Below are 22,534 nucleotides of genomic sequence, written 5' to 3'. Positions count from 1 at the left end.
GGCGAGAAGCGCGCGCCGTCCGCGCTGCGCAGCAGCTGGCCGGACTGGCTCACCAGCAGCAGGCTGCCGTCGTCCAGCACCTCGCCGGCCGCCAGCGCGGTCTGGGTGCCGGTCTCGGCGCGCGTCCAGCTGGCGCCGCCGTCCGTGCTCAGCAGCGCGGTGCCGCGCAGGCCGAACACCAGCAAGCGCCTGGCGTCGCCGGCCAGGCCGAAGAAACTGCCCTGGTAGGGCGTGGGCAGCGCGGTGAAGCGCGCGGCGCCGGCGGCGCGCTTGAGCACCAGGCCCTGCTCGCCGACGATGTACAGGTCCGGTCCGACCGCGCGGATGGCGTTCAGGTGCAGGCCGTTCGGGTTGTCCAGCAGGTCCTCGGCATGGCGCCAGCTGCGGCCGCCGTCCTCGCTGCGCAGGGCCAGGCCGAAGGCGCCCACCGCCAGGCCGTGGCCGGCGGCGTCGAACCAGACGTCGAGCAGCGGCTTGTCGCCCGCCTGCGGGTCGCGCCGGCCGTCGAACTGGCGCTCCCAGGTGGCGCCGCCGTCGGCGCTGTGCAGGATGGCGCCGTCATGGCCCACCGCCCAGCCTTCGCGCGGGCCGCTGAAGCGCACCGCCGCCAGGTCCACCGACAGCGGCACGGCGGCCTGGCGCCAGCTGCCGCCCTGGTCGTCGGAATACAGCACGTGGCCGCGCTGGCCGGCCGCCACCACGCGGGTGCCCGCCAGGGCCAGGCCATTGACCAGCGCGCGGCTGGCCAGCGGCGAGGCCAGCGCGGGAGTGTCGAGCGGATCGGCAAAGCCGGCCCGGGCCGCATGGGGCGCCAGCAGCCAGGCGGCGCAGGCCAGGGCGGCGGCGCGGTAGAGATGTGTCATAGGAACTCGCAAAAAAAGACCGCCGGCGCGCAGGCCGGGCGGTCAAGAGAGAACGGCAAACTTGCCTAGCGCACGCCGGCGCCGGACAGCGCTTCGGACGACCACTGGGACGGCTTCAGCGGGTCGATGTACTTCAGGCCGCCGTAGGCGCCGGACATGCCCGACAGGTTGTAGGCGCCGCTGACGAAGTCGTAGATCACGTGATTGCCGTTGTAGGTCGCCTGCGCGTCGTAGGCGTACACCATGTGGTCGAAGGACGAGCGGTACAGCTGGCCCCGCGCGTCGTACTGGTCGGCCGCCAGCGCCACCCAGCTGTCCTCGTCCACGTAGAACACGCGCTTGCCGTAGATGTGGCGCTTGCCCGGCTTCAGCGTCGCTTCCACCACCCACACGCGGTGCAGTTCCCAGCGCAGGAAGTCCGGGTTGATGTGGCCGGCCTTGACCACCTCGGACGCCACCTTGGCGCCGAACAGCTTGTAGTTGTTGTACGGCACCAGCATCTCCTTCTTGCCGATCAGCTTGAAGTCGAAGCGGTCCAGCGCGCCGTTGAAGATCCAGGCGTCGTCGTAGGTGGCGATGCCGGCCGTGCCCGGGTTGGGCGTGTCGTAGGCCACGTCCGGCGCCAGCTTGACGCGGCGCTGGCCCGGCAGGTATTGCCACACCTTGCGCGGCTGCACCACGGGATTGACGGCGTCGAAGGCCATCAGCCCTTCGCCGGCGCGGCGGGCCGGGGCGTTGTAGATCACGCGGGTGCGGAAGAACACGTCGCCCTGCTTGGCCGCTTCCGTGTTTTTCGCGTCGGCCAGCGGGAACTCCGAGGTGATCTCGCCCGCCGTGGCCAGGCTGGGCACACCGGAGGCGTCCACGTTCCACGATTCATACTTGGTGGTCAGGGCCTGGCCCTGGTAGCGCAGCAGGTGGTTCCACATGACTTCGTAGCCGGACTTCGGGATCGGGAAAGGCACGCCGTTGAGCGCGTTTTCCACGCCCACGCCGCCGTCGGCCGCCTTGGCGCCAAGGGCGTTTTTGGCCGTGTTCTCCAGCACCGCCTTGGGCAACGCCACCGGGCGGTGGCTGGGGTAGACGTCGACGCGGAAGGTGGGGAAGCGCTTCAGCAGCTCCCTGGTGCCGGCGGTCAGCTTGTCGTCCATGCCGGCCAGGTTCTTGCCGGTGATGACCAGGCGCGGCGTGTCGGCAGCGTAGGGGTCGGGTCGGACGCCGCTGCCCTTCACGTAGCCGGCCGGCGGCGCGCCCAGGCCGCCGGTGTATTCGGGGATGGTGCCTTCCTTGTTGCCGGCCTTCTCGGCGCCCACGGCGGTCAGCGTGGTGCCCAGCAGCTTGGCTTCGTCGGCCGGGACGGCGGCGCGCGCGGCGCCGCCGGCGCCCAGGCCTGCCGCCAGCGCGGCGGCCAGGATAGTGTATTTAAACTTCAGCATGATGTGCGTCCTGTCAGAAAGTGGTCTTGAAGGTGGCGGCGAGGAAGCCACGGTCCTTGAGCAGCGCAGAGGCGCCGCCGAAGGAGGAGACGGCGCCGTTGGCGTCCAGCGCCAGCGGGCCGAAGAAGCTGACGTACTTCACGTCGAAGCGGTACTTCTGGCGGATGTCGAAGGCCACGCCGGCGCTGTAGGTGCCGGCGCCCTTGTTGCCGCCCACCTGCACCGCCGAGTTGCCCGACATGCCGCGCGACCAGGCCAGCGGCGCGGACACGTCCACGCCCGGCAAGGCCTGGAACCAGGTCGGGGTGAAGGTGGCCTGCAGGCCGAAGAAGTCCTTGGTCACCTTATCGACGCCGGTGTAGTTGTCGCGGCCCTTGAAGAAGGCCGCGCCCTGGGTCACCTTGTCGAGGCGGTTCCAGGTCATTTCCACGGCCCAGGCGGCCGCGTCCGACAGCGGCGTGCGCGCCACCGCGCCCAGCAGGTTGACCACGCCGTGGTAGGTGTTGCCGCGCGCGCCGCTGACCTGGCCGGCTTGGGGCAGGTCGGCAGCCGTCACCACCAGCACGGGATTGAGCTTGCCGTTCAGCGCGGCCAGGATGGCGGCGTTGGTGCCGGCCGGCATCAGCAGCGCCGGGGTGCCGTTCAGCGGCATGTTGCGGCGGTAGGACAGGTCGGCGCCCACCGACACGCCGGCCACGCTCTTGGCGAGCGACAGGCCCAGCAGGTCGATATGGTCGGCGTATTCCAGCTGGTAGGAGCTGTTCGTGCCCAGCGTGGCGGGATAGAACAGGCACAGATTGCCCGCCACGGCCGCGCCCGGGATGGCCGCCTTGCACAGGCCGGCGCCGGTGGGGCCGAACAGCGCGGTGGGCAGCCCGGCCAGGCGCAGATTGGCCTGCGGCAGCAGGTCCGAGGTGCGGCGCAGGTAAAGGCCGGCGGTGCCGTCCAGCCAGTCCGGGCTCCAGCGCGCGGCCAGGCCGAAGTCGCCGCGCTTGGGCGCCTTGCTGTCGGCGGCCTTGAGCGCGCCGGGCAGGCCCAGCGCGGACAGGTTGAACGTTTCCGCGCCCTGGAAGGCGTAGTCGTAGAAACCGAGGAAGGAGCCGGACTCGGGCAGGCGGGCCGGCTTGGTGTCCAGGAAGTACTGCGCCGTCAGGCCCAGTGCCGGCGTGGGCGACATCTGCACCGACAGCGCCGAGCGCGGCATGAACAGTTCCTTGGCGTCCGAGCCGGGCACCGAATAGGCTTTCAGCAGGTCGACCGGCGACTGGCCGTAGTTGGCGCCGTGGATGGGCGTGAACAGGCTCTCGCCCCAGTACAGGGTGTGGCGGCCCAGCTTGACGTTGACCGGCATGTCGGCCACGTCGAAGCTGGTGAACAGGAAGGCGTCCAGCAGCTCGCCCGAGCCCTTGTGGTAGCGCTTGGTGTGCTCGGACAGCCCGACGGCGGGCTTGCCTGCCTCCAGGTGGTTGGAGGTGGCGGGGTTGGTGTTGTCCAGCTTGCTGTAAGCGCGGTCGTACCACGCGGCGGCGGTCACGCGCAGACCGCTCTTCTGCTGGAACACCACGTCCAGCTCGGTGAGCCAGTCCACGCGCTCGGAGACCGGGCCGCGGTTGAAGTTGCGGTCGCCGTCGTCGAAGTTGACCGACTTCAGCAGCGCGGCGTTCTGATGCTTGAGGCGCTGGCCGTAGTTGAACTTGATGGTGTTGTCGAAGCGGACCGCCAGGTCGGGGTTGCCGGTCTCGATCTCGGCGGCGTGGGCCACGCCGACCGCACACAGGGCTGCGGCCATGGCGCGCAGGACGGGACGGGCGCCGGCGGCGCGGGGCCGGGCGGGTACTGGGGTGTGCATGAAGCGTCTCCTCATTATTTTTACGCTGGCGGTACCGGCCGGGCTTGTGTCGCCCGGTCCGGGCCAGCGATGAGGAATCATAGATTTTTAGCGCCGCGCCGCCGTAGCCAATTCGTGACGGCCACTACGCATTTCACGACAATGCGTCATCCGCGCCACGCGCTCAGCAGCGCTCGAAGATGGCGGCGATGCCCTGCCCGCCTCCCACGCACATGGTCACCAGCGCGTAGCGCCCGCCGATGCGCTGCAGTTCGTGGATGGCCTTGGTGGCGATGAAGGCGCCCGAGCAGCCCACCGGGTGGCCGAGCGCGATGGCGCCGCCGTTCGGATTGGTTTTGGCCGGGTCCAGCTCCAGGCCGCGCTGCACCGCCAGCGCCTGCGCGGCGAAGGCCTCGTTCGATTCGATCACGTCCATCTGCCGCAGCGTCAGCCCGGCCTTGGCCAGCGCCTGGCGCACCGCCGGTATCGGCCCTTCGCCCATGACCATGTTCGGCACCCCGGCCAGCGCGTAGCCCGCCAGGCGCGCCAGCGGCGCCTGCGCGTGGCGCGCGGCCGCCCCGTCCCCGGCCAGCACCAGGAAGGCCGCGCCGTCGTTGATACCGGAGGCGTTGCCGGCGGTGACCGTGCCGCCCGGCAGGAAGGCCGGCTGCATGCGCGCCAGGCTCTCCAGCGTGGCGCCCGGCTTGGGGTGCTCGTCGGTGTCGAAACTGACCGTGCCCTGGCGCGTCACGCGCGTGACAGGCACGATCTGCGTAGCGAAGCGCCCTTCGGCCTGGGCCAGCGCGGCGCGGCGCTGCGACTCGAGCGCAAAGGCGTCCTGCTGCGCGCGCGTGATGCCCCATTTTTCGGCCAGGTTCTCGGCCGTGACACCCATATGGCCGACGCCGAAGGGGTCGGTCAGCACCGCCACCATCATGTCCACCGCCGCGCTGTCGCCCATGCGCGCGCCGCTGCGCAGCGCCGGCAGCATATAGCCGCCGCGCGACATCACCTCCACGCCGCCGCCGATGCCATACTCGAAATCGCCCAGCGCGATGCCCTGGGCCGCCGTCAGCACCGCCTGCAGGCCGGACGCGCACAGGCGGTTCAGCTGCATGGCCACCGAACTCATCGGCATGCCGGCGTTGACCGAGGCCAGCCGCGACACATAGGCGTACTGGGCATTGGTGGGAATGCAGGTGCCGACCACGGCGTTGCCGACCGCCGCCGGCTCGACGCCGGCGCGCGCGATGGCCTCGCGCATCACGATGGCGGCCAGGTCGGCCGGCTCCATGCCGGACAGCGCGCCGCCGAAGGCGCCGATGGCCGAGCGCGCGGCGCTAAGTACGTAGACTTCCTTGTTCATATTTTCTCCCGGGATGACGGCCCGCCCGCAGGATGCGGCGCCAGGCCCAAGCCGGCAGTCTTCGGCCGCCGCGCCCGCCTTGTCAACCGCGCGGCGCGGCCGGGCGGGTTCTTGTCATGCATTGGATAGGCACTGTCATCCAATGCGCAGCGGCGTCGCGCGGACCGTTTCAAACTACCCAATTATTTTCCCGAGGGAATGGCAAAGACCGCGCGATGACAGTTTCCCTTCTACGGAGCAAAGGTCCCGACGCAAGCAGCTGCAGTCGGCAGCGCAGGCGCCTGTTGATGTGCCCGCTGCTGTGGGCCGCCGGGAACGCGTTCCCGGCCGTAGCGCAAACGCCGCCGGCCACATTGGTGCTGGCCATGCCGGTCACCACCTACCGCTCCATCCAGGGTCCGTGGCTGGTATCCATCTACCGGGAGGCTTTTGCCCAGCTTGGCCTGCGGATGGAAGTGCGGCCCCTGCCGGCCAATCGCGCCAGCGTCATGGCCAGTGCCGGGCTGGTCGACGGCGACCTGCACCGCGGCCACTCCTACGGCGCGCTGCACCCCGAGCTGGTGCGTGTGGAGCAGGCGCACTTCGCCGCCGCGTTCGCCGTGTACTCAAGGCTGCCCGGGCTAAGGCTGGCCCCTGGCTGGGACGGCTTGTCCCATACCCGGCTGCGCGTGGAGCATGTGCTGGGCAGCGTCACGTCGACCAGGGAGTTGACGCAGCGCGTTCCGGTCACCCTGCTGTCCACCGTGACCGATGCGCAACTGGGCCTGCGCAAGCTGGTGCTGGACCGCGCCGACCTGCTGGTGGCGCTGGACCAGATTGTCGATCCCCTGCTGGGGCTGGAAGACTATCGGCGCGGCGGCATCCGCAAGGTTGCCGTGCTGGGCCAGGCGGACGGCTATCTGTATTTGCACAAACAGCATGCGGCGCTTGCGCCCAGGCTGGCGCAGGTGCTGGCGCGGATGAAGCGCACCGGCCGCATCGCGCAGCTGGAAAAGCAGGCGCGCCTGAACTGGGTGCCGCCGCAGTCCAGGGCGGAGCCGCCGGACAGCGACGAAACACGCGGCTGACGCCGCCCGCCCGGCCAACTCGTCAGAATTCTTCCCAGTCGTTCGCAGCCGCCTTCGCGGCAAGCGCCGGCGCCGATGCCCGTTGCGTTGCGGCAGGCCGGCGCGCCGGCGCGAGCCGCACCGCCGCCGTTGCAGGCGCCGGCGCGGACCGCAGCGGCGCAGGCGCGGCGCCGGGCGCCAGCGTGAACACGGCCACCGTCTGCACCAGGTCCTGCGCCTGGTTTTTCAGGCTGGCGGCCGCCGCCGCCATTTGCTCGACCAGGGCGGCGTTTTGCTGCGTGTTTTCGTCCATTTGCGTGACCGCTTCGCCGACCTGGCTGACGCCCTGGCTCTGCTCCACGCTGGCCGAGCTGATCTCGGCCATGATGTCGGCCACCCGCTTGATCTGCAGCACGATCTGCTGCATCGTGCTGCCGGCGCTGTCGGCCAGCGCACTGCCCTGCCCCACGCGCTCGACACTGGCGGTGATCAGGCGCTTGATCTCCTTGGCCGCCTCGGCGCTGCGGCCGGCCAGGCTGCGCACCTCGCTGGCCACGACGGCAAAGCCGCGCCCCTGCTCGCCGGCGCGGGCCGCCTCGACCGCCGCGTTGAGCGCCAGGATATTGGTCTGGAAGGCGATGCCGTCGATGACGCTGATGATGTCGGCGATCTGGGTGCTGGCCGCGCTGATCTGCTTCATGGTGTCGACCACCTGGCCCACCACCTCGCCGCCGGTGGCCGCCACCGCCGAGGCGCTCTGCGCCAGCTGGTTGGCCTGGCGGGCATTGTCCGCATTCTGCTTGACGGTCGAACTGAGTTCCTCCATCGAGGCCGCGGTTTCCTCCAGCGCGCTGGCCTGGGCCTCGGTGCGGCCGCTCAGGTCCAGATTGCCCTGCGCAATCTCGGCCGACGCCGCCGACACGCCGTCCGAGCCCTTGCGCACCTGCGCCACCACCTTCACCAACCCGGCCTGCATGGCGCTCAGCGCGCCCAGCAGGCTGGCCACTTCAGCCGGACCATGCACCTGCACGGCGGACGACAGGTCGCCGCCGGCCATCGCGTCGGACAGGCTCACGGCCTGGCTCAGCGAGGCGGAGATTACACTGTAGACGTACCACAGCACGCCAGTCATGCTGACCAGCAGCAGCACGGCCAGCGACACCAGCACGTAGAACCACTTTTGCTTGACGGCCTCGGCGCGGTCGATATCGGCCTTGGTGCGCTAGGACTGATGACCTTGCAGCATTAATCGGCGCCACGGGGGGGGGGGAGTGACGGACGTCCAGACCTACAAGCTGTACTCCCGCGTCGCGCGGCTGGGCAGTTTTTCCGCCGCCGCCCGCGAATGCGGGCTGGCGCAATCCCAGGTCTCGCGCATGATCGCCGAGCTGGAAGCGGGCCTGGGCGCCCGCCTGCTGGCACGCACAACGCGCGCCGTCGTGCCCACCGAGGCCGGCATGGAATTCCTCTCCCGCATAGAAACCATCCTGGCCTCCATCGAGGACGCAGAAAACAGCATCCGCGAAACCGGCGAGCTGCGCGGCACGCTCCGCATCGCCATGCCCTCCACGCTGGCGATACGCGTGGTGCTGCCGCGCATGGCGGCGTTCACGGAGCGCCATCCCAAACTGCAGATTGAAGTGATGCTGGATGATAAGCGCCAGGACATGGTGCGGGAGGCGGTGGACGTCGGCATCCGCGTCGGCATCCTGCCCGACATGTCGGGCACCGCCCGCCTGATCGGCACCATGCAGCGCGTGGTGGCCGCCGCGCCGGCCTATCTGGAACGCTACGGCACGCCGCTCGTGCCGCAGGACATCCTCCGCCACCGCATCGTGGGCGGCCCGGCGGGTTCGCACGCCACCTCCTGGCAGTTCGAGCGCGATGGCAAACAGGAATCGGTCGACCTGCTGCCGCAGATCTCGGTCAACGACACGGCCGGCGCCCTGGCCACAGCAACGGCGGGCCTGGGCATCATCTCCACCACGTCCTGGGCCTGCCGCATGGACGTGGGCAGCGGCGCGCTGGTGCGCCTGCTGCCGGACTGGAAGATGGCGGACCTGCCGGTGCATGCCTACTTCCCCATGGGCCGGGCCACGCGCATGGCCGCGCGCGCCTTCGTCGAGTTCATCGAGGCGGCATTCGTCCGCGACGGGATGGCACCCTTATAGGTCCCACTGATGCTGTTCCAGCATAAGTGTTAGCCCAAAACAGCGGCTACCGCGCCTGGCCGGGGTGGGCAATACTTCCTGCTCATCCCACGCCAAGGAAAACACCATGGACTTCATTACCACCCTGACCCGGCGCAACGCCGAATTCGCCGCCACCGCCTTCTCGGCCGGCCTGAAAATCCTGCCGTCGCAACGCACGCTGATACTGGGCTGCGTCGATCCGCGCGTCGATCCGATGGAAGTGCTGAAACTGGCGCCGGGCGAAGCGGCCATCATCCGCAACGTCGGCGGACGCGTCAATCCGGCGCTGCTGGAAACCATGGACATCCTGCGCACGGTGTCCAGGGCGGGCGGCGCAGCGATAGGCGAAGGCTGGAATTTCATCGTGCTGCACCACACGAAATGCGGCATCGCGGGCTGCTACCACCACGCGCCCGCCTTGCTGGCGCAGCACATGGGCGTGGCCGAAGGGGAAGCCCTGGATGCGCTGGCGGTCACCGATCCCTACGCCTCCGTCGCCATCGACGTCGCTGCGCTGAGGGCCAATCCCGGCTTTGCGGATGGCATCAGCATCACCGGCATGGTCTACGACGTGGACACCGGCCTGGTGGAAACCGTAGTGCCCGCCGCGTGATCGCCGTAGCCGGGGCTGCGCTGCCTGCCCCTGAATAGTACTCAAGCCTTGCGGTCGATAATGACGTAATGCTTTCTGACCGGTTCGACGACTTCGAACACGCCCCGGAAGCCGGCCGGGATGACGAGCGCGTCGCCAGGCCCCGCCTCGGCGGCCTTGCCTTGCTCATCAATGACGCGGCAGCGGCCTTCGAGCACATAGAAGTATTCGTCCTTGTGCGGCCCGAACGCGATGCGCCAGCTGCCGCGCTCGCACGCCCAGACGCCCGCGCTCACTTCGCCGCTGGCATTGCTGTAGTGGTTCCAGGTGGTGCGCTGGGGATTGCCATCGAGCCGGCGCTCTTCGCGCGGGTGGTCGTACTCGGGAGCGGGCGATTGGAGGCGGAATTCGGTAATGGTCGGTGTCATTCGGCTCAGATGAAGGGCCAGTTGAGAATGCGCTTGGCGTGCAGCACGGTGCGCGTGGCCACGTAGGCGCCGGCGAAGCCGAAGGCGAGGATGCTGAGCGAGCTGCCCATGAAGGCCAGGAATAGCCCGCTGACGGTCGCTGCGGCGACCAGCACCATCAGCCACAGCTCGATGCTGAGGAAGAAGGCGGATGCGGCGCGCCACACGCGCAGCGTGAGGGCGATGGCTTCTTTGATGTTCTTGACGTCGTGTCCCATGGTCTTTTTCACTATGTTGAAAAGTCGACCCGGAAATGAAAAATCGCCGGCTAGCGGCGATTTCTTCATTGATTCTGGAGGCGAGGATCGGAGTCGAACCGACCTAGACGGCTTTGCAGGCCGCTGCATAACCGCTTTGCTACCTCGCCGAGGAAGACTTGTCTGAAACGGCAGCCGGTTAAGCTCTGCCATTCGAATTCTGGAGCGGGAGAAGAGTCTCGAACTCTCGACCTCAACCTTGGCAAGGTTGCGCTCTACCAACTGAGCTACTCCCGCATTGGAGTGTATTACTGACAAAACCGTGGAGCGGGAGAAGAGTCTCGAACTCTCGACCTCAACCTTGGCAAGGTTGCGCTCTACCAACTGAGCTACTCCCGCATTGGAGTTTTGATACCATCTTGTAAAACCTGGAGCGGGAGAAGAGTCTCGAACTCTCGACCTCAACCTTGGCAAGGTTGCGCTCTACCAACTGAGCTACTCCCGCATGGAGTCTTACATTTTTGCTGCCCTAAACACCCCAGTTTGCCGACTGGAGCGGGAGAAGAGTCTCGAACTCTCGACCTCAACCTTGGCAAGGTTGCGCTCTACCAACTGAGCTACTCCCGCGTTAGGAACCGCATTATCGCAGAAACATTCTCGCACTGCAAACTGGAGCGGGAGAAGAGTCTCGAACTCTCGACCTCAACCTTGGCAAGGTTGCGCTCTACCAACTGAGCTACTCCCGCTTCGCTTTTTGCTGCGCGTTGTTATCAACAACAGGCCAGCATTATAGACCATGGGAGCGCACTGTCAAGAGTGAAAACTTGCAAAGCTAAATGATTTATTTCGATTCCAGCATGCCGCTCTTTTCCTTGATCAGCGGCCAGGCCTTCTGCAGGTAGTACAGCATGGACCACACCGTCAGCACGGCAGCCACCCACAGCAGCTTCTCGCCCCAGAAATGCGTGTCCACTGCGCCGAACAGGATGTCGTGGAACAGCAGCATGGGAATGGCGGTCATCTGGGCGGCGGTCTTGATCTTGCCGATGGAGTTCACCGCCACCGATTTGGACGCGCCGATCTGCGCCATCCACTCGCGCAGCGCCGAGATGGTGATCTCGCGGCCGATGATGATGAAGGCGATGATGGCGTTGCAGCGGTCCAGCTGCACCAGCACCAGCAGGGCGCCGGCCACCATCAGCTTGTCGGCCACGGGGTCGAGGAAGGCGCCGAAGGCCGAGGTCTGGTTCCAGCGACGGGCCAGGAAGCCGTCGAACCAGTCGGTGATGGCGGCCACGATGAACACCAGCGTGGCGCCCAGGTTGCGGTCGCTCACCGGCAGCCAGGCGGGCGGCAGATAGTACACGCCCACCACCAGCGGAATGAGCGCTACGCGCAACCAGGTCAGTAAAATCGGGATATTGAAAGGCATAGTGACTGCGGCTCTGAGGCTAGTTAATTTTTATCAACGCGCCGCTAGTCTACCTTGCCGCCGTGCTTAGCACCAGCGAACGCACGCCCTTAGTGCAGCTGTTTGTAGATTTCTTCCGCCAAGGCGCTGGAAATGCCGTCAACCGACATCAAATCCTCCACACTGGCGTTGACCACGCCGCGCAGGCCGCCAAAGCGCGCCAGCAGTTTCTGGCGCCGCTTCACGCCTATGCCTTCGATTTCCTCCAGACGCGAGGTCTGGCGCGTCTTGGCGCGCTTGGCGCGCATGCCGGTGATGGCGAAGCGGTGCGCCTCGTCGCGGATCTGCGCCACCAGCATCAGCGCGGCCGATTCCTTGCCCAGCTCCTGCGCCGCGCGCCCGTCCACGAACACCAGCGTCTCCAGGCCCACGCGCCGCCCTTCCCCCTTGGCCACGCCGACGATCAGGCTGATGTCCAGCCCCAGCTCGGAGAACACCTGGCGCGCCATCTCGACCTGGCCCTTGCCGCCGTCGATCAGCACCACGTCCGGCATCACGCCGTCGCCGTTGGCCACCTTCTCGTAGCGGCGCATGAGCACCTGGCGCATGGCGGCGTAATCGTCGCCCGGCGTGATGTCGTTGATGTTGTAGCGGCGGTATTCGCCGTTCTGCATCTGGTGGTGGTGGAACACCACGCAGGATGCTTGCGTGGCTTCGCCCTGGGTGTGCGAGATGTCGAAGCACTCCACGCGCAGCGCGTCCAGGTCGTCCGACTCCAGCGTGAGCGCTTCGGCCAGCGCGCGCGTGCGCGCCTGCTGCGAGCCCTGCTCGGACAGCAGCCGCGCCAGCGAGATCTCGGCGCCCTTCTGCGCCAGTTCCAGCCACTGCCGGCGCTGGCCCTGCGGCTGGAAGATCAGGTTGATGCGGTGGCCGCACTGCTCCTGCAGCGCCAGCATCAGCTCCGGCTGGTCGTATTCGATATTCAGTATCAGCGTGCCGGGGATGAATTTCTCGGTGTAGTGCTGCACCAGGAAGGCGCTCAGCACCTCCACTTCCGGCGCCGCTTCGGCGATGGCCGCCGCGTCGCCGAAGTGGCTGGGGAAATAGGCGCGGTCGCCCAGGTGGCGCCCGCCGCGCACCATGGCCAGGTTGACGCAGGCGCGGCCGCCCTGCACGATCACGGCGATGATGTCCACGTCGGCGTCGCCGGTGGTCTCCATGCTCTGCTGGTGCAGCACCTTGGCCAGCGACTGGATCTGGTTGCGCACCGAGGCGGCCTGCTCGAACTTGAGCTCGGCCGCGTAGCCGTGCATCTTCTTCTCCAGGTCTTCCATCACTTCGCTGGTGCGCCCGCGCAGGAAGCGCGCGGCGTTTTCCACGTCCACCTTGTAGTCTTCCGGCGCGATCAGGTCCACGCAGGGCGCGCTGCAGCGGCCGATCTGGTGCAGCAGGCAGGGGCGCGTGCGGTTGGCGTACACGCTATCCTCGCAGGTGCGCAGCAGGAAGACCTTCTGCAGTATCTGCATGGACTCCTTCACCGCCCACGAGTTCGGGAAGGGGCCGAAATACTGGTTCTTCTTGTCCACCGAACCACGGTAGTAGACCATGCGCGGCACGGCGTCGCCGGTGATCTTCAGGTAGGGATAGGACTTGTCGTCGCGGAACAGGATGTTGAAGCGCGGCTGCAGGGCCTTGATCAGATTGTTCTCAAGGATGAGCGCTTCGGCTTCGCTGTGCGTGACGGTGGTTTCCAGGCGCGCGATGCGCTCGACCATCATGGCGATGCGCGGGCTGGACAGGTTCTTCTGGAAGTAGCTCGACACGCGCTTCTTCAGGTCGCGCGCCTTGCCCACGTAGAGCACGTTGTCGTTGGCGTCGAAATAGCGGTACACGCCCGGCAGGCCGGGCAGCTTGGCGACGGTGGCGAGCACCTGCTCGCGCGCATCGGGTGCGGGCGTGGGCGGCGTATCGGGCGTAACGGAATTGTCGGGCGTCGTTGCGTCTGTCATTGCTCTACTTCTGTTCTGGCGCCTGCTCCACGACCACGAAGGCGACGGCGTAATCCACCTCGTCGCTCACCGTCACGTGCGAAAACAGGCGGTGCTGCTGCATGTATTCGGCCAGCGTGCCGCTGCACACCATCACCGGCTTGCCGCTGCCTTCGTTGAGCAGCTGCGCGTTGTGCAAGGTCATGGGCGCGGCCACGCCGGTGCCGATGGCTTTGCCGAAGGCTTCCTTGGCGGCGAAGCGCGTGGCCACAAAGCGCTGCGCGCGCACCGGGCTGACGGCTTTGCGCGCGCGGTAGATCTCCAGCTCCTCCGGCCCCAGCACCTTGTCGGCAAAGCGCTCGCTGCGCGCGAGCGCGTCGGCGATGCGGCCGATCTGGCAGATGTCGGTGCCGATGCCGAAGATCATTTTGCGCTGAACCGTGCCGCCGTCGCGGCGACACGCGTCGAGGTCATGATGGCCTTCATTTCGCGCACGGCGTTTTCCCAGCCGACGAAGACGGCGTGGGCCACGACGGCGTGGCCGATGTTCAGTTCCGCGATGTCCGGAATGGCGGCGATGGCCTGCACATTGGTGTAGTGCAGGCCGTGGCCCGCGTTCACCTTCAGGCCGCGCTGCACGCCGAACAGCGTGCCGGCCTTGATGCGTTCCAGTTCGGCGGCCTGCTCGGCGCCTTCGGTGTCGGCATAGCGGCCGGTGTGCAGTTCAATCACGGGCGCACCGGCTTCGGCGGCGGCGGCGATCTGCTGCTCGTCGGCGTCGATGAACAGGGACACGCGTATGCCTTCGGCCTGCAGCTGCTTCACCGCCGCCTGCACGTCGTTGAAGTGGCCCACCACATCGAGGCCGCCTTCGGTGGTGACTTCGGTGCGCTTCTCGGGCACCAGGCACACGTCGGCCGGCTTGATCATGCAGGCGAAGTCCAGCATCTCTTTGGTGACGGCCGCTTCCAGGTTCATGCGCGTGATGAGCTGCGGCGCCAGCGCGATGACGTCGGCGTCCTTGATGTGGCGGCGGTCTTCGCGCAGGTGCAGGGTGATGCAGTCGGCGCCGGCCTGCTCGGCCAGCAGCGCGGCGCGGATCGGGTCCGGATAGGTGGTGCCGCGCGCGTTGCGCAGCGTGGCCACGTGGTCGATGTTGATGCCCAGGTCGATGACGGGGCCGGACGGGTACAGGAAGCTCATATATTCTCTATAGCGGCAGGGTTAAAGCTGCAATAAGTCTATCAGTATCTGGCGCGTGTTCAGCGGCGCGCCGCCCAGGTGATGCGCGAGCAGAAAGCGCATCAGTTGTTTGCTTTGCGCCTGCGTGGCGGCGTCTTGGTAATCTTCGCACTCCATGTCCAGCAGCGTCTTGCCGGACACGCGCGGCGCGATGTCGTCCGCGCGTTCAGGGCGCGGGCCGCGCTCGGGGTCCACTACGTAGACCACGTCCGCTTGCACGCGCGCGCGGGTGGCGGTGCAGCGCGTGAGGTCCGCCGCCACGCCGGTTTCTTTCAGCAGCGCGCGTTCGAACTTGCGCAGCACGATGGGCGCAGGCTCATTATGCGCCAGCTGGTTCAGCGTGGCGACATAGTGGTCGAACAGGGCGGGATGGGCGTCGTCGCGCGCGAGCAGCTTGACCAGCAGCTCGTTCAGGTAGAAGCCGCACAGCAGCGCGGTCTTTTCGAGCGGCAGCATGCCGCCCACCCACTCGGCGCCGGTCAGGGTGCGCAGTTCGTTCTTGCCGACGAAGCCGGCGGACAGGGGCTGGAAGGTTTGCAGCACGCCGCGCAGCTGCGAGTGCGGGCGCTTGGCGCCCTTGGCGATCACGGCGACGCGGCCGAAGTCGCGCGTCAGCATGTCGATGATGAGGCTGGTTTCTTTGTAGGGATAGCTGTGCAGCACGAAGGCCGGCTGGTCCGACACGCGGGTGCCCACCGTGCGCTCGCGCGACGGCGCGCGCGCACGCTTGACGGGTTCAGCTACGGCGGCGTCGGACATCGCGCTGATGGGATTACTCGTAGCCGTAGGCGCGCAGTCCGGCTTCGTTGTCGGCCCAGCCCGACTTCACTTTGACCCAGATTTCCAGGTACACGGGGCCGCCGAACAGCTTTTCCATGTCCAGGCGGGCTTGCGAGGACACCTCTTTCAGGCGCGCGCCCTTGTTGCCGATGATCATGGACTTGTGCGTGTCGCGCTCGACCAGGATGGCGGCGAAGATGCGGCGCAGATTGCCTTCCTGCTCGAACTTCTCGATCAGCACGGTGCTGGTGTAAGGCAGCTCGTCGCCCACGAAGCGGAACAGCTTTTCGCGCACGATTTCCGAGGCCAGGAATTTCTCGCTGCGGTCGGTGATGTCGTCCGGCCCGAAGATCGGGTCGTTCTCCGGCAGCAGGCGCTTGATCTCGTTCTGCAGGCCGTCCAGCTGGAAGCGCAGCTTGGCCGACACCGGCACCACGGCCGCGAAGTCGTGCTTGGCGGCCACCTGCTGCGCGAACGGCAGCAGCACGGCCTTGTCCTTGGCGCGGTCGGCTTTGTTGATCACCAGGATCACCGGCACGGTCTTGGGCAGCAGGTCCAGCACTTGCTGGTCGGCCGGGCCGAAGTTGTTGGCCTCGATCACGTACAGGATCACGTCCGACGAGTCCAGCGTGTTGGTGACGGTCTTGTTCAGCGTCTTGTTCAGCGCGTTCGAGTGGCGGGTCTGGAAGCCCGGCGTGTCGATGTAGATGAACTGCGCGTCGTCCAGGGTCTGGATGCCGGTGATGCGGTGGCGCGTGGTTTGCGCCTTGCGCGAGGTGATGCTGACCTTGGCGCCGATGAGCATATTCATCAGCGTGGACTTGCCCACGTTGGGGCGGCCGACAATGGCGATATAGCCGCAGCGGAAGCCGGCAGGCGTTTCCGCGCCTGCGGCCGGAATGGTTGGGGTGTTCATGGTGTTACCTTGTTCAATGTTTGGCGAGCTTGCCATCGCCAGCGGCTTTGCCCTTGGGGCCGTTCTGCTCGTGACTCTGCTCCTGCGCCGCGTCGCCCTGGATGGTGGCGATGCCGGCCAGTTTCAGCTGTGCGCCGCGCTGGCGCGGCTTGCGGCTGGCGGCCGGCGTTTTCTGCAACGCCTGCTCGGCCACTTCCAGCGCCAGCTTGGCCGCCGCCTGTTCGCCGGCGCGGCGGCTGCCGCCACGGCCGTAGACCTGGATGCCCAGCTTGGGCACCAGGCATTCAATTTCGAATTCCTGGCTGTGCGCGGCGCCGTGGGTGGCTACCACATTGTACAGCGGCAGCGAGATCTTCTTGGCTTGCAGGAATTCCTGCAGCAGGGTCTTGGCGTCCTTGCCCAGCGTCTGCGGGTCGACCGAGTCCAGGATGGGGATGTAGAAGGCGCGTATCACCTTGGCGGCGGCGTCGAAGCTGGTGTCGAGGAAGATGGCGCCCAGCAGCGCTTCCAGGGTGTCGGCCAGGATGGACGGACGGCGGAAGCCGCCCGATTTCAGTTCGCCTTCGCCCAGGCGCAGGAAGTTGGACAGCTCCAGCTTCTGCGCAATCTCGTACAGCGACTGCTGCTTAACCAGGTTGGCGCGCAGGCGCGACAGGTCGCCCTCGTCGATGCCGCTGTAGCGCTCGTACAAAATCGAGGCCACCACGCAGTTCAGGATGGAGTCGCCCAGGAATTCCAGCCGTTCGTTATGCAAACTGCTATGGCTGCGGTGCGTCAAGGCTTGCTGCAACAGGCCAGCATCCTGGAACGTGTACCCCAACCGTGTTTGCAATAACTGTAAATTCATAGACTCTCGTGTTTATTTGCCGTCGGCGTCGGGTTTCGCTGGCGCGCCGCCCGTTTTCGACGTGGTGCCGGCGTATTCCAGCAACAGGCTGGCCGGTCCGACCAGGGGGATTTTCTTGTCGTAAGCGAAGCTCACTTCCAGGCCGCCCTCTTCGCGGCTGATGACCAGGTCGCGCGCGGTGATGGAACTGATGTAGCCCACTTCGGCGCTTTTGCTGAACGATTCCTGGATCTGCTGCGGCGTGCTGCCGGCGGCCTTGGCCTTGACGATGGCGGCCGAGATGGCGCGGTATTCCGAGTAGGTGGGCACAACCTGCATGGCCAGCAGGCCGATGCCCGCCAGCACGGCGATGGCAAAGATCAGGCCGACCAGCGAAATACCGCGTTGTTTTTGCAAACCTTGCATCTCTACCCCTCGTCGTTTATTGAATGCTGCCGATGCGCTTGAGCGGATTGCTCAGGTTCATCCATACGAAGAAAGCCTTGCCAACGATGTTCTTGTCCGGCACAAAGCCCCAGTAACGGCTGTCCAGGCTGTTGTCGCGGTTGTCGCCCATCATGAAGTAGTTGCCAGCTGGCACTACACAGGTAAAGCCTTCCGAACGGTAGCTGCACGCTTCGCTGTGCGGGAAATCCATCACCTGCGGCACGTTCACCGACGGCGCGCCTTCGGTGGCGATGATGCGGTGCTCGACGCCGCTCAGGTTTTCCTTGGCCTGCTTGGAGTACTGCAGGCTGTCCTCGTTCAGGTAGTCGTCCAGCGGCGCGTACGCGATGGCCTTGCCGTTCACCGTCAACTTCTTGTTTTCATAGGTGATTTTATCACCCGGCACGCCGATCACCCGTTTGATGTAGTCCTGGCTCATGTCGCGCGGATACTTGAACACCATCACGTCGCCGCGCTGAGGGTCGTTCAGCTCGATGACTTTTTTGTTAATGATGGGCAGGCGCACGCCGTAGGTGAACTTGTTCACCAGGATCAGGTCGCCCACCAGCAGGGTCGGCACCATGGACGAGGACGGGATCTTGAACGGCTCGTACAGGAAGGAGCGCAGGAAGAACACCAGCGCGATCACCGGGAAGAAACTGCCCGAGTACTCGATCCAGGTAGGCTGGCGCAGCTGCGCCGCTTCGATGCCGGCGCGGTTGGCCGCGTTGTCGACCTTGATGCCGTCGGCGGTCAGCTTGGCCGTGCGGGCGTCGTACTCGGCCAGCGCGCGGTCCGCTGCGGCGCGGCGCTGCTTGGCCAGGTAGAACACGTCCAGAAACCAGATCACTCCCGTTACCACCATCAGGATAAACAGGATCAAGGCGAAATTGCTCAGCACAGCTTGCAGGTTCATTTATCGTCCACTTGTAAGATTGCCAGGAATGCTTCTTGTGGAATCTCCACCGAGCCCACCTGCTTCATGCGTTTTTTACCGGCTTTCTGCTTCTCCAGCAGCTTCTTCTTGCGGCTGATGTCGCCGCCGTAGCACTTGGCCAGCACGTTCTTGCGCAGCGCCTTCACGTTTTCACGCGAAATCACGTTCACGCCGATGGCGGCCTGGATGGCCACGTCGAACATCTGGCGCGGTATCAGTTCGCGCATCTTGGCGGCCACCTGGCGGCCGCGGTAGGCGCTGTTCGAGCGGTGGACGATGATGGCCAGCGCGTCGACCTTCTCGCCGTTGATCAGCATGTCGACCTTGACCACGTCGGAGGTGCGGTATTCCTTGAACTCGTAGTCCATGGAAGCGTAGCCGCGCGAGGTGGATTTCAGCTTGTCGAAGAAGTCCAGCACAATCTCGCCCATCGGCATTTCGTACACCAGCTTGACCTGGCGGCCGTGGTAGCTCATGTCCATCTGCACGCCGCGCTTGCCGATGCACAGCGTGATCACCGAGCCGACGTACTCTTGCGGCATGTACAGGTTGACCGTGACGATGGGCTCGCGGATCTCGTTGATCTTGGTCGTTTCCGGCATGCGCGACGGGTTGTCCACCTTGACGATGCTGTTATCGCGCATCACCACTTCGTACACCACGGTGGGCGCGGTGGTGATCAGGTCCTGGTCGAACTCGCGCTCCAGGCGCTCCTGCACGATTTCCATGTGCAGCAGGCCCAGGAAGCCGCAGCGGAAGCCGAAGCCCAGCGCCTGCGATACTTCGGGCTCGTACATCAGCGCTGCGTCGTTCAGCTTCAGTTTTTCCAGCGCGTCGCGCAGGGCGTCGTACTGGTTGGCTTCCACCGGGAACAGGCCGGCGAACACCTGCGGCTGCACTTCCTTGAAGCCGGGCAGCGGCGCGGGCGCCGGGCGGTTGGCCAGGGTGATGGTGTCGCCCACTTTGGCGGCCTTCAGCTCCTTGATGCCGGCGATGATGAAGCCCACCTGGCCGGCCGACAGCTGCGGCAGCGACAGCGAACGCGGCGCGAACACGCCCACGTCCTCCACCAGCTGCAGCGAGTCGGTGGCCATCAGTTTGATCTTGTCCTTCGGCTTCAGCGTGCCGTTGACCACGCGCACCAGCATCACCACGCCCACGTAGGCGTCGTACCAGGAGTCGACGATCAGGGCCTGCAGCGGCGCGTCCGGGTCGCCTTTCGGCGGCGGCACTTTGGCGATAATGGATTCGAGCACGTCGTCCACGCCCATGCCGGTCTTGGCCGAGCAGTGCACCGCGTCGCCCGCCTCGATGCCGATCACGTCTTCGATCTCGGCGATGGCGCTTGGCGGGTCGGCGTTCGGCAAGTCGATCTTGTTCAGCACCGGCACCACTTCCACGCCCAGGTCGAGCGCGGTGTAGCAGTTGGCCACGGTCTGGGCTTCCACGCCTTGCGAGGCGTCCACCACCAGCAGCGCGCCTTCGCAGGCCGACAGGGAACGGCTGACTTCATAGGAGAAGTCGACGTGGCCGGGGGTGTCGATCAGGTTCAGGTTGTAGATTTTGCCGTCGCGCGCCTTGTACTGCAGCGCAGCGGTCTGGGCCTTGATGGTGATGCCGCGCTCGCGCTCCAGATCCATCGAATCGAGCACTTGCGACTCCATCTCGCGCTCGGACAAGCCGCCGCACAATTGAATGATGCGGTCGGCCAGGGTCGATTTACCGTGGTCGATGTGGGCGATGATGGAGAAATTGCGTATGTTGTTCATTAAACAAATCTAAAAGCGTGTAGGGACGTGGCGAGTAGCGCTCCAGGCGGGACGATGGCCCCTGGCGAGCGCTTTTTATTACTATCACAGCAAGGAAACAAGAGCTTCCAAACCCGGCATTTTACCGGATTTCAGAGGGGAAAGCCCGGTTTTATGCCAAAGCGGTTTTCACCGCGCTTTCGTCGAGGAAGTAGTGGCACAGTTCCGGCTGGTTCAAATCGGCGTACAGGACGGGCACCAGCTCGTCAAAACGGGCCACCAGGGCCTCGTCGGCGTCCACATCGATGACCTCGACGGTGAAGGGGCGTTCGGGGGTCTGCAGGGCGTTGAGGGCGTCCAGCATGTCCTGGCACAGGTGGCAGTAGGAGCGGGAGTAGAGGGTAAAGTGCATCGGTCTCGGGCGGAGCCGGCGGGTTACGTGCTGCGCACTGACCCGCCCTACGCGCCTCGTGAAGACCGTAGGGCGGGTTAGGCGCAGCCGTAACCCGCCAAGCGCCGCTATTACTTCGCGCTTGGGCGCAGGGAAATGAACTGCGCCACCTCGCCGCGCCGCACCAGCACCACGTGGGCGCGCTTGACGTCGAGCTTGGCCACCACGGCGTTGAACTGCTTGGCGTCCTTGATCTCCACATTGTTAATCTGCAGCAGCACGTCGCCTTCGCGCAGCCCGGCGTTGGCGGCGGCGCCTTCGGTTGCCTCCACCATCACGCCGCCCTCCACCGCCAGCTCCTTCTTCTGCGCGGCGGTCAGGTCGGCCACCTTGAAGCCCAGCGCGTTGGCGGGCTCCTCGGCCTTTTTCTTCTTCTCGGCCGGGCTGGCCTTGGCGGCGGTCTTGTCCGCCTCCAGCTCCACCACGGTGACAGGGATGTCCACCTGCTGGCCCTTGCGCCACACGGTCACCACGGCCTTGCTGCCCAGCGCCGTGCCGCCCACCATGCGCGGCAGGTCGGTGGAGCGGCTGATGGCCGCGCCGTTGAATTTCAGGATGATGTCGCCGGCCTTGATGCCGCCCTTGTCGGCCGGACCGCCCGGCTCCACCATGGTCACCTCGGCGCCCTGCGCTTCCTTCAGGCCCAGCGACTCGGCCACTTCCTTGCTCAGCTGGCCGATCTGCACGCCGATGCGTCCGCGCGTGACCTTGCCGGATTTCTTCAGCTGGTCCGCCACGCGCATGGCCTCGTCGATGGGCACGGCAAAGGAAATGCCGTTGTAGCCGCCGGACAGGGTGGCGATCTGGGAATTGATGCCGATTACCTCGCCGCGCATATTGATCAGCGGGCCGCCGGAATTGCCGGGATTCACCGCCACGTCGCTCTGGATCAGGGCCAGGTAGTCGCCGGTGTCGCGCGACTTGGCGGAAATAATGCCGGCGGTAACCGTGTTTTCCAGGTTGAACGGCGAGCCGATGGCCACCACCCATTCGCCCACGCGGATCTTGCCGGAGTCGCCTATGGTCAGGTAGGGCAGCTTGCTGCCTTCGATTTTCAGCACCGCCACGTCGGTGCGGGCGTCCGCGCCCAGCACCTTGGCCTTGAATTCGCGCTTGTCGGTCAGCGTGACGTAGACCTCGTCGGCGCCGTCGACCACGTGGGCGTTGGTCAGCACATAGCCGTCCGCCGTGGTGATGAAGCCGGAACCGACGCCGCGCTGCACTTCCTGGTCATCCTGCTGCGGGGCGCCGCGGCGGCCGCGCGGGGTCTGGCCGGGCTGGCGCGGCGTGGGCACGGCGCCGCCGAAGAAGCGGCGCAGGAATTCCTGCATTTCCTCTTCGCCGGGCTGGCCGTTGCGGCCCTGGCTCAGCTTGAGGCGCTCGGTGGTGCGGATGTTGACCACGGCCGGGCCGACTTTTTCAACCATGTCGGCAAAGTCGGGCAAACCCGCCACCACCGGCCCGGCGGCCTGCGCCACGGGCGCCAGGCCGGCCACGGCCGGGGCAAACAGGACAGCTGCGCTCAGCGCCAGCGCGGATACGGTTTTACTACCTGCAGGGAAATTGTTTTTCATGGAGGTCATCATGCGTGTGGGTTCAGCGGATATTCAGTCAATATAAGCGAAAACGGCCGTTGCCGCTCGCACAAGATATTGCGAACGGCAAGGTTTTTCAAGAGGGGCGCTTAGACCGCCGTGTCCGGCACTGTGGCGGCCAGGGCCGGCGATGCGGCCGGCGCCTGGGGGGATGCCGGCGCCGATGCCGGGGTGGAAGCGGCGGCCGGGGCGGCGGCGGGCGCAGG

Annotated in this window: 21 protein-coding genes, 6 tRNA genes and 1 pseudogene; 3 read left to right on the top strand and 25 right to left on the bottom strand. The window is 66.2% G+C overall.

What is annotated here, in order from left to right; translation table 11 throughout:
• From GTP77_RS28150 to bktB, 4 genes are all read right to left on the bottom strand, one after another.
• Window positions 1-863, bottom strand: an 863-nt coding sequence (locus GTP77_RS28150) for a WD40/YVTN/BNR-like repeat-containing protein (protein ID WP_161075461.1), incomplete at its 3' end; no start/stop codon positions are given.
• Window positions 864-928: 65 nt separating this feature from the next.
• A complete protein-coding gene (locus tag GTP77_RS28145; protein WP_228893319.1) occupies window positions 929-2,299 on the bottom strand; it encodes a DUF1329 domain-containing protein in 1,371 nt (456 codons plus the stop codon).
• Window positions 2,300-2,312: 13 nt separating this feature from the next.
• The gene (locus tag GTP77_RS28140; RefSeq protein ID WP_187358879.1) at window positions 2,313-4,148 is read right to left on the bottom strand and encodes a DUF1302 domain-containing protein; all 1,836 of its coding nucleotides are present in this window, start codon (window positions 4,146-4,148) and stop codon (window positions 2,313-2,315) included.
• Window positions 4,149-4,311: 163 nt separating this feature from the next.
• Entirely contained in the window at window positions 4,312-5,493 is a 1,182-nt protein-coding gene (gene bktB / locus GTP77_RS28135) for a beta-ketothiolase BktB (protein ID WP_161075459.1), read from the bottom strand.
• 287 nt (window positions 5,494-5,780) lie between these two features.
• Between bktB and GTP77_RS28130 the strand changes: the two genes are divergently transcribed.
• Entirely contained in the window at window positions 5,781-6,560 is a 780-nt protein-coding gene (locus tag GTP77_RS28130) for a transporter substrate-binding domain-containing protein (protein WP_161075458.1), read from the top strand.
• Between the two features lie 22 nt (window positions 6,561-6,582).
• On the opposite strand, the pseudogene GTP77_RS28125 reads toward GTP77_RS28130, so the two are convergent.
• Window positions 6,583-7,719: pseudogene (locus tag GTP77_RS28125) on the bottom strand (methyl-accepting chemotaxis protein); the annotation flags it as partial.
• Window positions 7,720-7,810: 91 nt separating this feature from the next.
• Here GTP77_RS28125 and GTP77_RS28120 point away from each other — a divergent pair.
• Together GTP77_RS28120 and GTP77_RS28115 are read left to right on the top strand one after the other, a co-directional pair.
• On the top strand, window positions 7,811-8,710 hold the full coding sequence (locus GTP77_RS28120) for a LysR family transcriptional regulator (protein WP_161075457.1): 900 nt from the start codon (window positions 7,811-7,813) through the stop codon (window positions 8,708-8,710).
• Window positions 8,711-8,816: 106 nt separating this feature from the next.
• Window positions 8,817-9,344 (top strand): carbonic anhydrase, encoded by a 528-nt coding sequence (locus tag GTP77_RS28115; protein ID WP_161075456.1) that lies wholly within the window; start codon window positions 8,817-8,819, stop codon window positions 9,342-9,344.
• A 41-nt stretch (window positions 9,345-9,385) separates the two neighbouring features.
• On the opposite strand, the gene GTP77_RS28110 is transcribed toward GTP77_RS28115, so the two are convergent.
• The 20 genes from GTP77_RS28110 to GTP77_RS28015 all read right to left on the bottom strand — a co-directional run bounded on the left by GTP77_RS28110 (window position 9,386) and on the right by GTP77_RS28015 (window position 22,307).
• Window positions 9,386-9,751: a cupin domain-containing protein gene (locus GTP77_RS28110; RefSeq protein WP_161075455.1), complete on the bottom strand. Its 366-nt coding sequence runs from the start codon at window positions 9,749-9,751 to the stop codon at window positions 9,386-9,388.
• Between the two features lie 5 nt (window positions 9,752-9,756).
• Complete coding sequence (locus tag GTP77_RS28105; protein WP_161075454.1) at window positions 9,757-10,008, bottom strand: hypothetical protein; 252 nt, start codon at window positions 10,006-10,008, stop codon at window positions 9,757-9,759.
• Window positions 10,009-10,083: 75 nt separating this feature from the next.
• Window positions 10,084-10,157 (bottom strand) — tRNA-Cys (locus GTP77_RS28100).
• A gap of 51 nt (window positions 10,158-10,208) precedes the next feature.
• Window positions 10,209-10,284: transfer RNA gene (locus GTP77_RS28095), tRNA-Gly, on the bottom strand.
• 26 nt (window positions 10,285-10,310) lie between these two features.
• Window positions 10,311-10,386 (bottom strand) — tRNA-Gly (locus GTP77_RS28090).
• A 30-nt stretch (window positions 10,387-10,416) separates the two neighbouring features.
• Window positions 10,417-10,492: transfer RNA gene (locus GTP77_RS28085), tRNA-Gly, on the bottom strand.
• Between the two features lie 46 nt (window positions 10,493-10,538).
• A tRNA-Gly gene (locus tag GTP77_RS28080) sits at window positions 10,539-10,614 on the bottom strand.
• Between the two features lie 43 nt (window positions 10,615-10,657).
• Window positions 10,658-10,733: transfer RNA gene (locus GTP77_RS28075), tRNA-Gly, on the bottom strand.
• A 95-nt stretch (window positions 10,734-10,828) separates the two neighbouring features.
• Entirely contained in the window at window positions 10,829-11,419 is a 591-nt protein-coding gene (gene pgsA / locus GTP77_RS28070) for a CDP-diacylglycerol--glycerol-3-phosphate 3-phosphatidyltransferase (protein WP_161075453.1), read from the bottom strand.
• Window positions 11,420-11,508: 89 nt separating this feature from the next.
• Window positions 11,509-13,407, bottom strand: coding sequence for an excinuclease ABC subunit UvrC (uvrC, locus tag GTP77_RS28065; RefSeq protein WP_187358878.1), 1,899 nt, complete (start codon window positions 13,405-13,407; stop codon window positions 11,509-11,511).
• A 4-nt stretch (window positions 13,408-13,411) separates the two neighbouring features.
• Window positions 13,412-13,813: a holo-ACP synthase gene (gene acpS / locus GTP77_RS28060; protein ID WP_161075452.1), complete on the bottom strand. Its 402-nt coding sequence runs from the start codon at window positions 13,811-13,813 to the stop codon at window positions 13,412-13,414.
• Entirely contained in the window at window positions 13,810-14,589 is a 780-nt protein-coding gene (gene pdxJ / locus GTP77_RS28055; RefSeq protein WP_161075451.1) for a pyridoxine 5'-phosphate synthase, read from the bottom strand. The genes acpS and pdxJ overlap by 4 nt, the downstream gene beginning before the upstream one ends.
• A gap of 21 nt (window positions 14,590-14,610) precedes the next feature.
• Window positions 14,611-15,387, bottom strand: coding sequence for a DNA repair protein RecO (gene recO / locus GTP77_RS28050; protein ID WP_161075450.1), 777 nt, complete (start codon window positions 15,385-15,387; stop codon window positions 14,611-14,613).
• Between the two features lie 13 nt (window positions 15,388-15,400).
• Complete coding sequence (gene era / locus GTP77_RS28045; RefSeq protein WP_161075449.1) at window positions 15,401-16,324, bottom strand: GTPase Era; 924 nt, start codon at window positions 16,322-16,324, stop codon at window positions 15,401-15,403.
• A gap of 13 nt (window positions 16,325-16,337) precedes the next feature.
• Window positions 16,338-17,171, bottom strand: a complete 834-nt coding sequence (gene rnc, locus GTP77_RS28040) for a ribonuclease III (RefSeq protein ID WP_228893332.1) — start codon at window positions 17,169-17,171, stop codon at window positions 16,338-16,340.
• A 12-nt stretch (window positions 17,172-17,183) separates the two neighbouring features.
• Window positions 17,184-17,576 carry a DUF4845 domain-containing protein gene (locus GTP77_RS28035; protein WP_161075448.1) on the bottom strand — a complete coding sequence of 131 codons (393 nt, stop codon included), beginning with the start codon at window positions 17,574-17,576 and terminating at the stop codon, window positions 17,184-17,186.
• 16 nt (window positions 17,577-17,592) lie between these two features.
• A complete protein-coding gene (gene lepB, locus GTP77_RS28030; protein WP_161075447.1) occupies window positions 17,593-18,513 on the bottom strand; it encodes a signal peptidase I in 921 nt (306 codons plus the stop codon).
• Window positions 18,510-20,303, bottom strand: coding sequence for a translation elongation factor 4 (gene lepA / locus GTP77_RS28025; protein WP_161075446.1), 1,794 nt, complete (start codon window positions 20,301-20,303; stop codon window positions 18,510-18,512). The genes lepB and lepA overlap by 4 nt, the downstream gene beginning before the upstream one ends.
• A 151-nt stretch (window positions 20,304-20,454) precedes the next feature.
• A complete protein-coding gene (locus GTP77_RS28020; RefSeq protein WP_161075445.1) occupies window positions 20,455-20,694 on the bottom strand; it encodes a glutaredoxin family protein in 240 nt (79 codons plus the stop codon).
• A 110-nt stretch (window positions 20,695-20,804) separates the two neighbouring features.
• On the bottom strand, window positions 20,805-22,307 hold the full coding sequence (locus GTP77_RS28015) for a DegQ family serine endoprotease (RefSeq protein WP_161075444.1): 1,503 nt from the start codon (window positions 22,305-22,307) through the stop codon (window positions 20,805-20,807).
• Window positions 22,308-22,534: the final 227 nt, after the last annotated feature.

Origin of the sequence: Pseudoduganella aquatica (assembly GCF_009857595.1) — a bacterium.
GTDB classification, from domain to species: Bacteria; Pseudomonadota; Gammaproteobacteria; order Burkholderiales; family Burkholderiaceae_D; genus Rugamonas; species Rugamonas aquatica_A.
This window is presented reverse-complemented; position numbering and strand designations above follow the sequence as displayed.

Bases quoted from the DNA above. Each gene is read 5' to 3' on its own strand.
- GTP77_RS28035 (WP_161075448.1), bottom strand. From the start codon at position 17,576: ATGCAAGGTTTGCAAAAACAACGCGGTATTTCGCTGGTCGGCCTGATC.
- recO (WP_161075450.1), bottom strand. From the start codon at position 15,387: ATGTCCGACGCCGCCGTAGCTGAACCCGTCAAGCGTGCGCGCGCGCCG.
- rnc (WP_228893332.1), bottom strand. From the start codon at position 17,171: ATGAATTTACAGTTATTGCAAACACGGTTGGGGTACACGTTCCAGGAT.
- GTP77_RS28140 (WP_187358879.1), bottom strand. From the start codon at position 4,148: ATGCACACCCCAGTACCCGCCCGGCCCCGCGCCGCCGGCGCCCGTCCC.
- bktB (WP_161075459.1), bottom strand. From the start codon at position 5,493: ATGAACAAGGAAGTCTACGTACTTAGCGCCGCGCGCTCGGCCATCGGC.
- uvrC (WP_187358878.1), bottom strand. From the start codon at position 13,407: ATGACAGACGCAACGACGCCCGACAATTCCGTTACGCCCGATACGCCG.
- lepB (WP_161075447.1), bottom strand. From the start codon at position 18,513: ATGAACCTGCAAGCTGTGCTGAGCAATTTCGCCTTGATCCTGTTTATC.
- GTP77_RS28115 (WP_161075456.1), top strand. From the start codon at position 8,817: ATGGACTTCATTACCACCCTGACCCGGCGCAACGCCGAATTCGCCGCC.
- GTP77_RS28110 (WP_161075455.1), bottom strand. From the start codon at position 9,751: ATGACACCGACCATTACCGAATTCCGCCTCCAATCGCCCGCTCCCGAG.
- GTP77_RS28015 (WP_161075444.1), bottom strand. From the start codon at position 22,307: ATGAAAAACAATTTCCCTGCAGGTAGTAAAACCGTATCCGCGCTGGCG.
- era (WP_161075449.1), bottom strand. From the start codon at position 16,324: ATGAACACCCCAACCATTCCGGCCGCAGGCGCGGAAACGCCTGCCGGC.
- lepA (WP_161075446.1), bottom strand. From the start codon at position 20,303: ATGAACAACATACGCAATTTCTCCATCATCGCCCACATCGACCACGGT.
- GTP77_RS28020 (WP_161075445.1), bottom strand. From the start codon at position 20,694: ATGCACTTTACCCTCTACTCCCGCTCCTACTGCCACCTGTGCCAGGAC.
- GTP77_RS28105 (WP_161075454.1), bottom strand. From the start codon at position 10,008: ATGGGACACGACGTCAAGAACATCAAAGAAGCCATCGCCCTCACGCTG.
- GTP77_RS28145 (WP_228893319.1), bottom strand. From the start codon at position 2,299: ATGCTGAAGTTTAAATACACTATCCTGGCCGCCGCGCTGGCGGCAGGC.
- GTP77_RS28130 (WP_161075458.1), top strand. From the start codon at position 5,781: ATGTGCCCGCTGCTGTGGGCCGCCGGGAACGCGTTCCCGGCCGTAGCG.
- pgsA (WP_161075453.1), bottom strand. From the start codon at position 11,419: ATGCCTTTCAATATCCCGATTTTACTGACCTGGTTGCGCGTAGCGCTC.
- acpS (WP_161075452.1), bottom strand. From the start codon at position 13,813: ATGATCTTCGGCATCGGCACCGACATCTGCCAGATCGGCCGCATCGCC.
- pdxJ (WP_161075451.1), bottom strand. From the start codon at position 14,589: ATGAGCTTCCTGTACCCGTCCGGCCCCGTCATCGACCTGGGCATCAAC.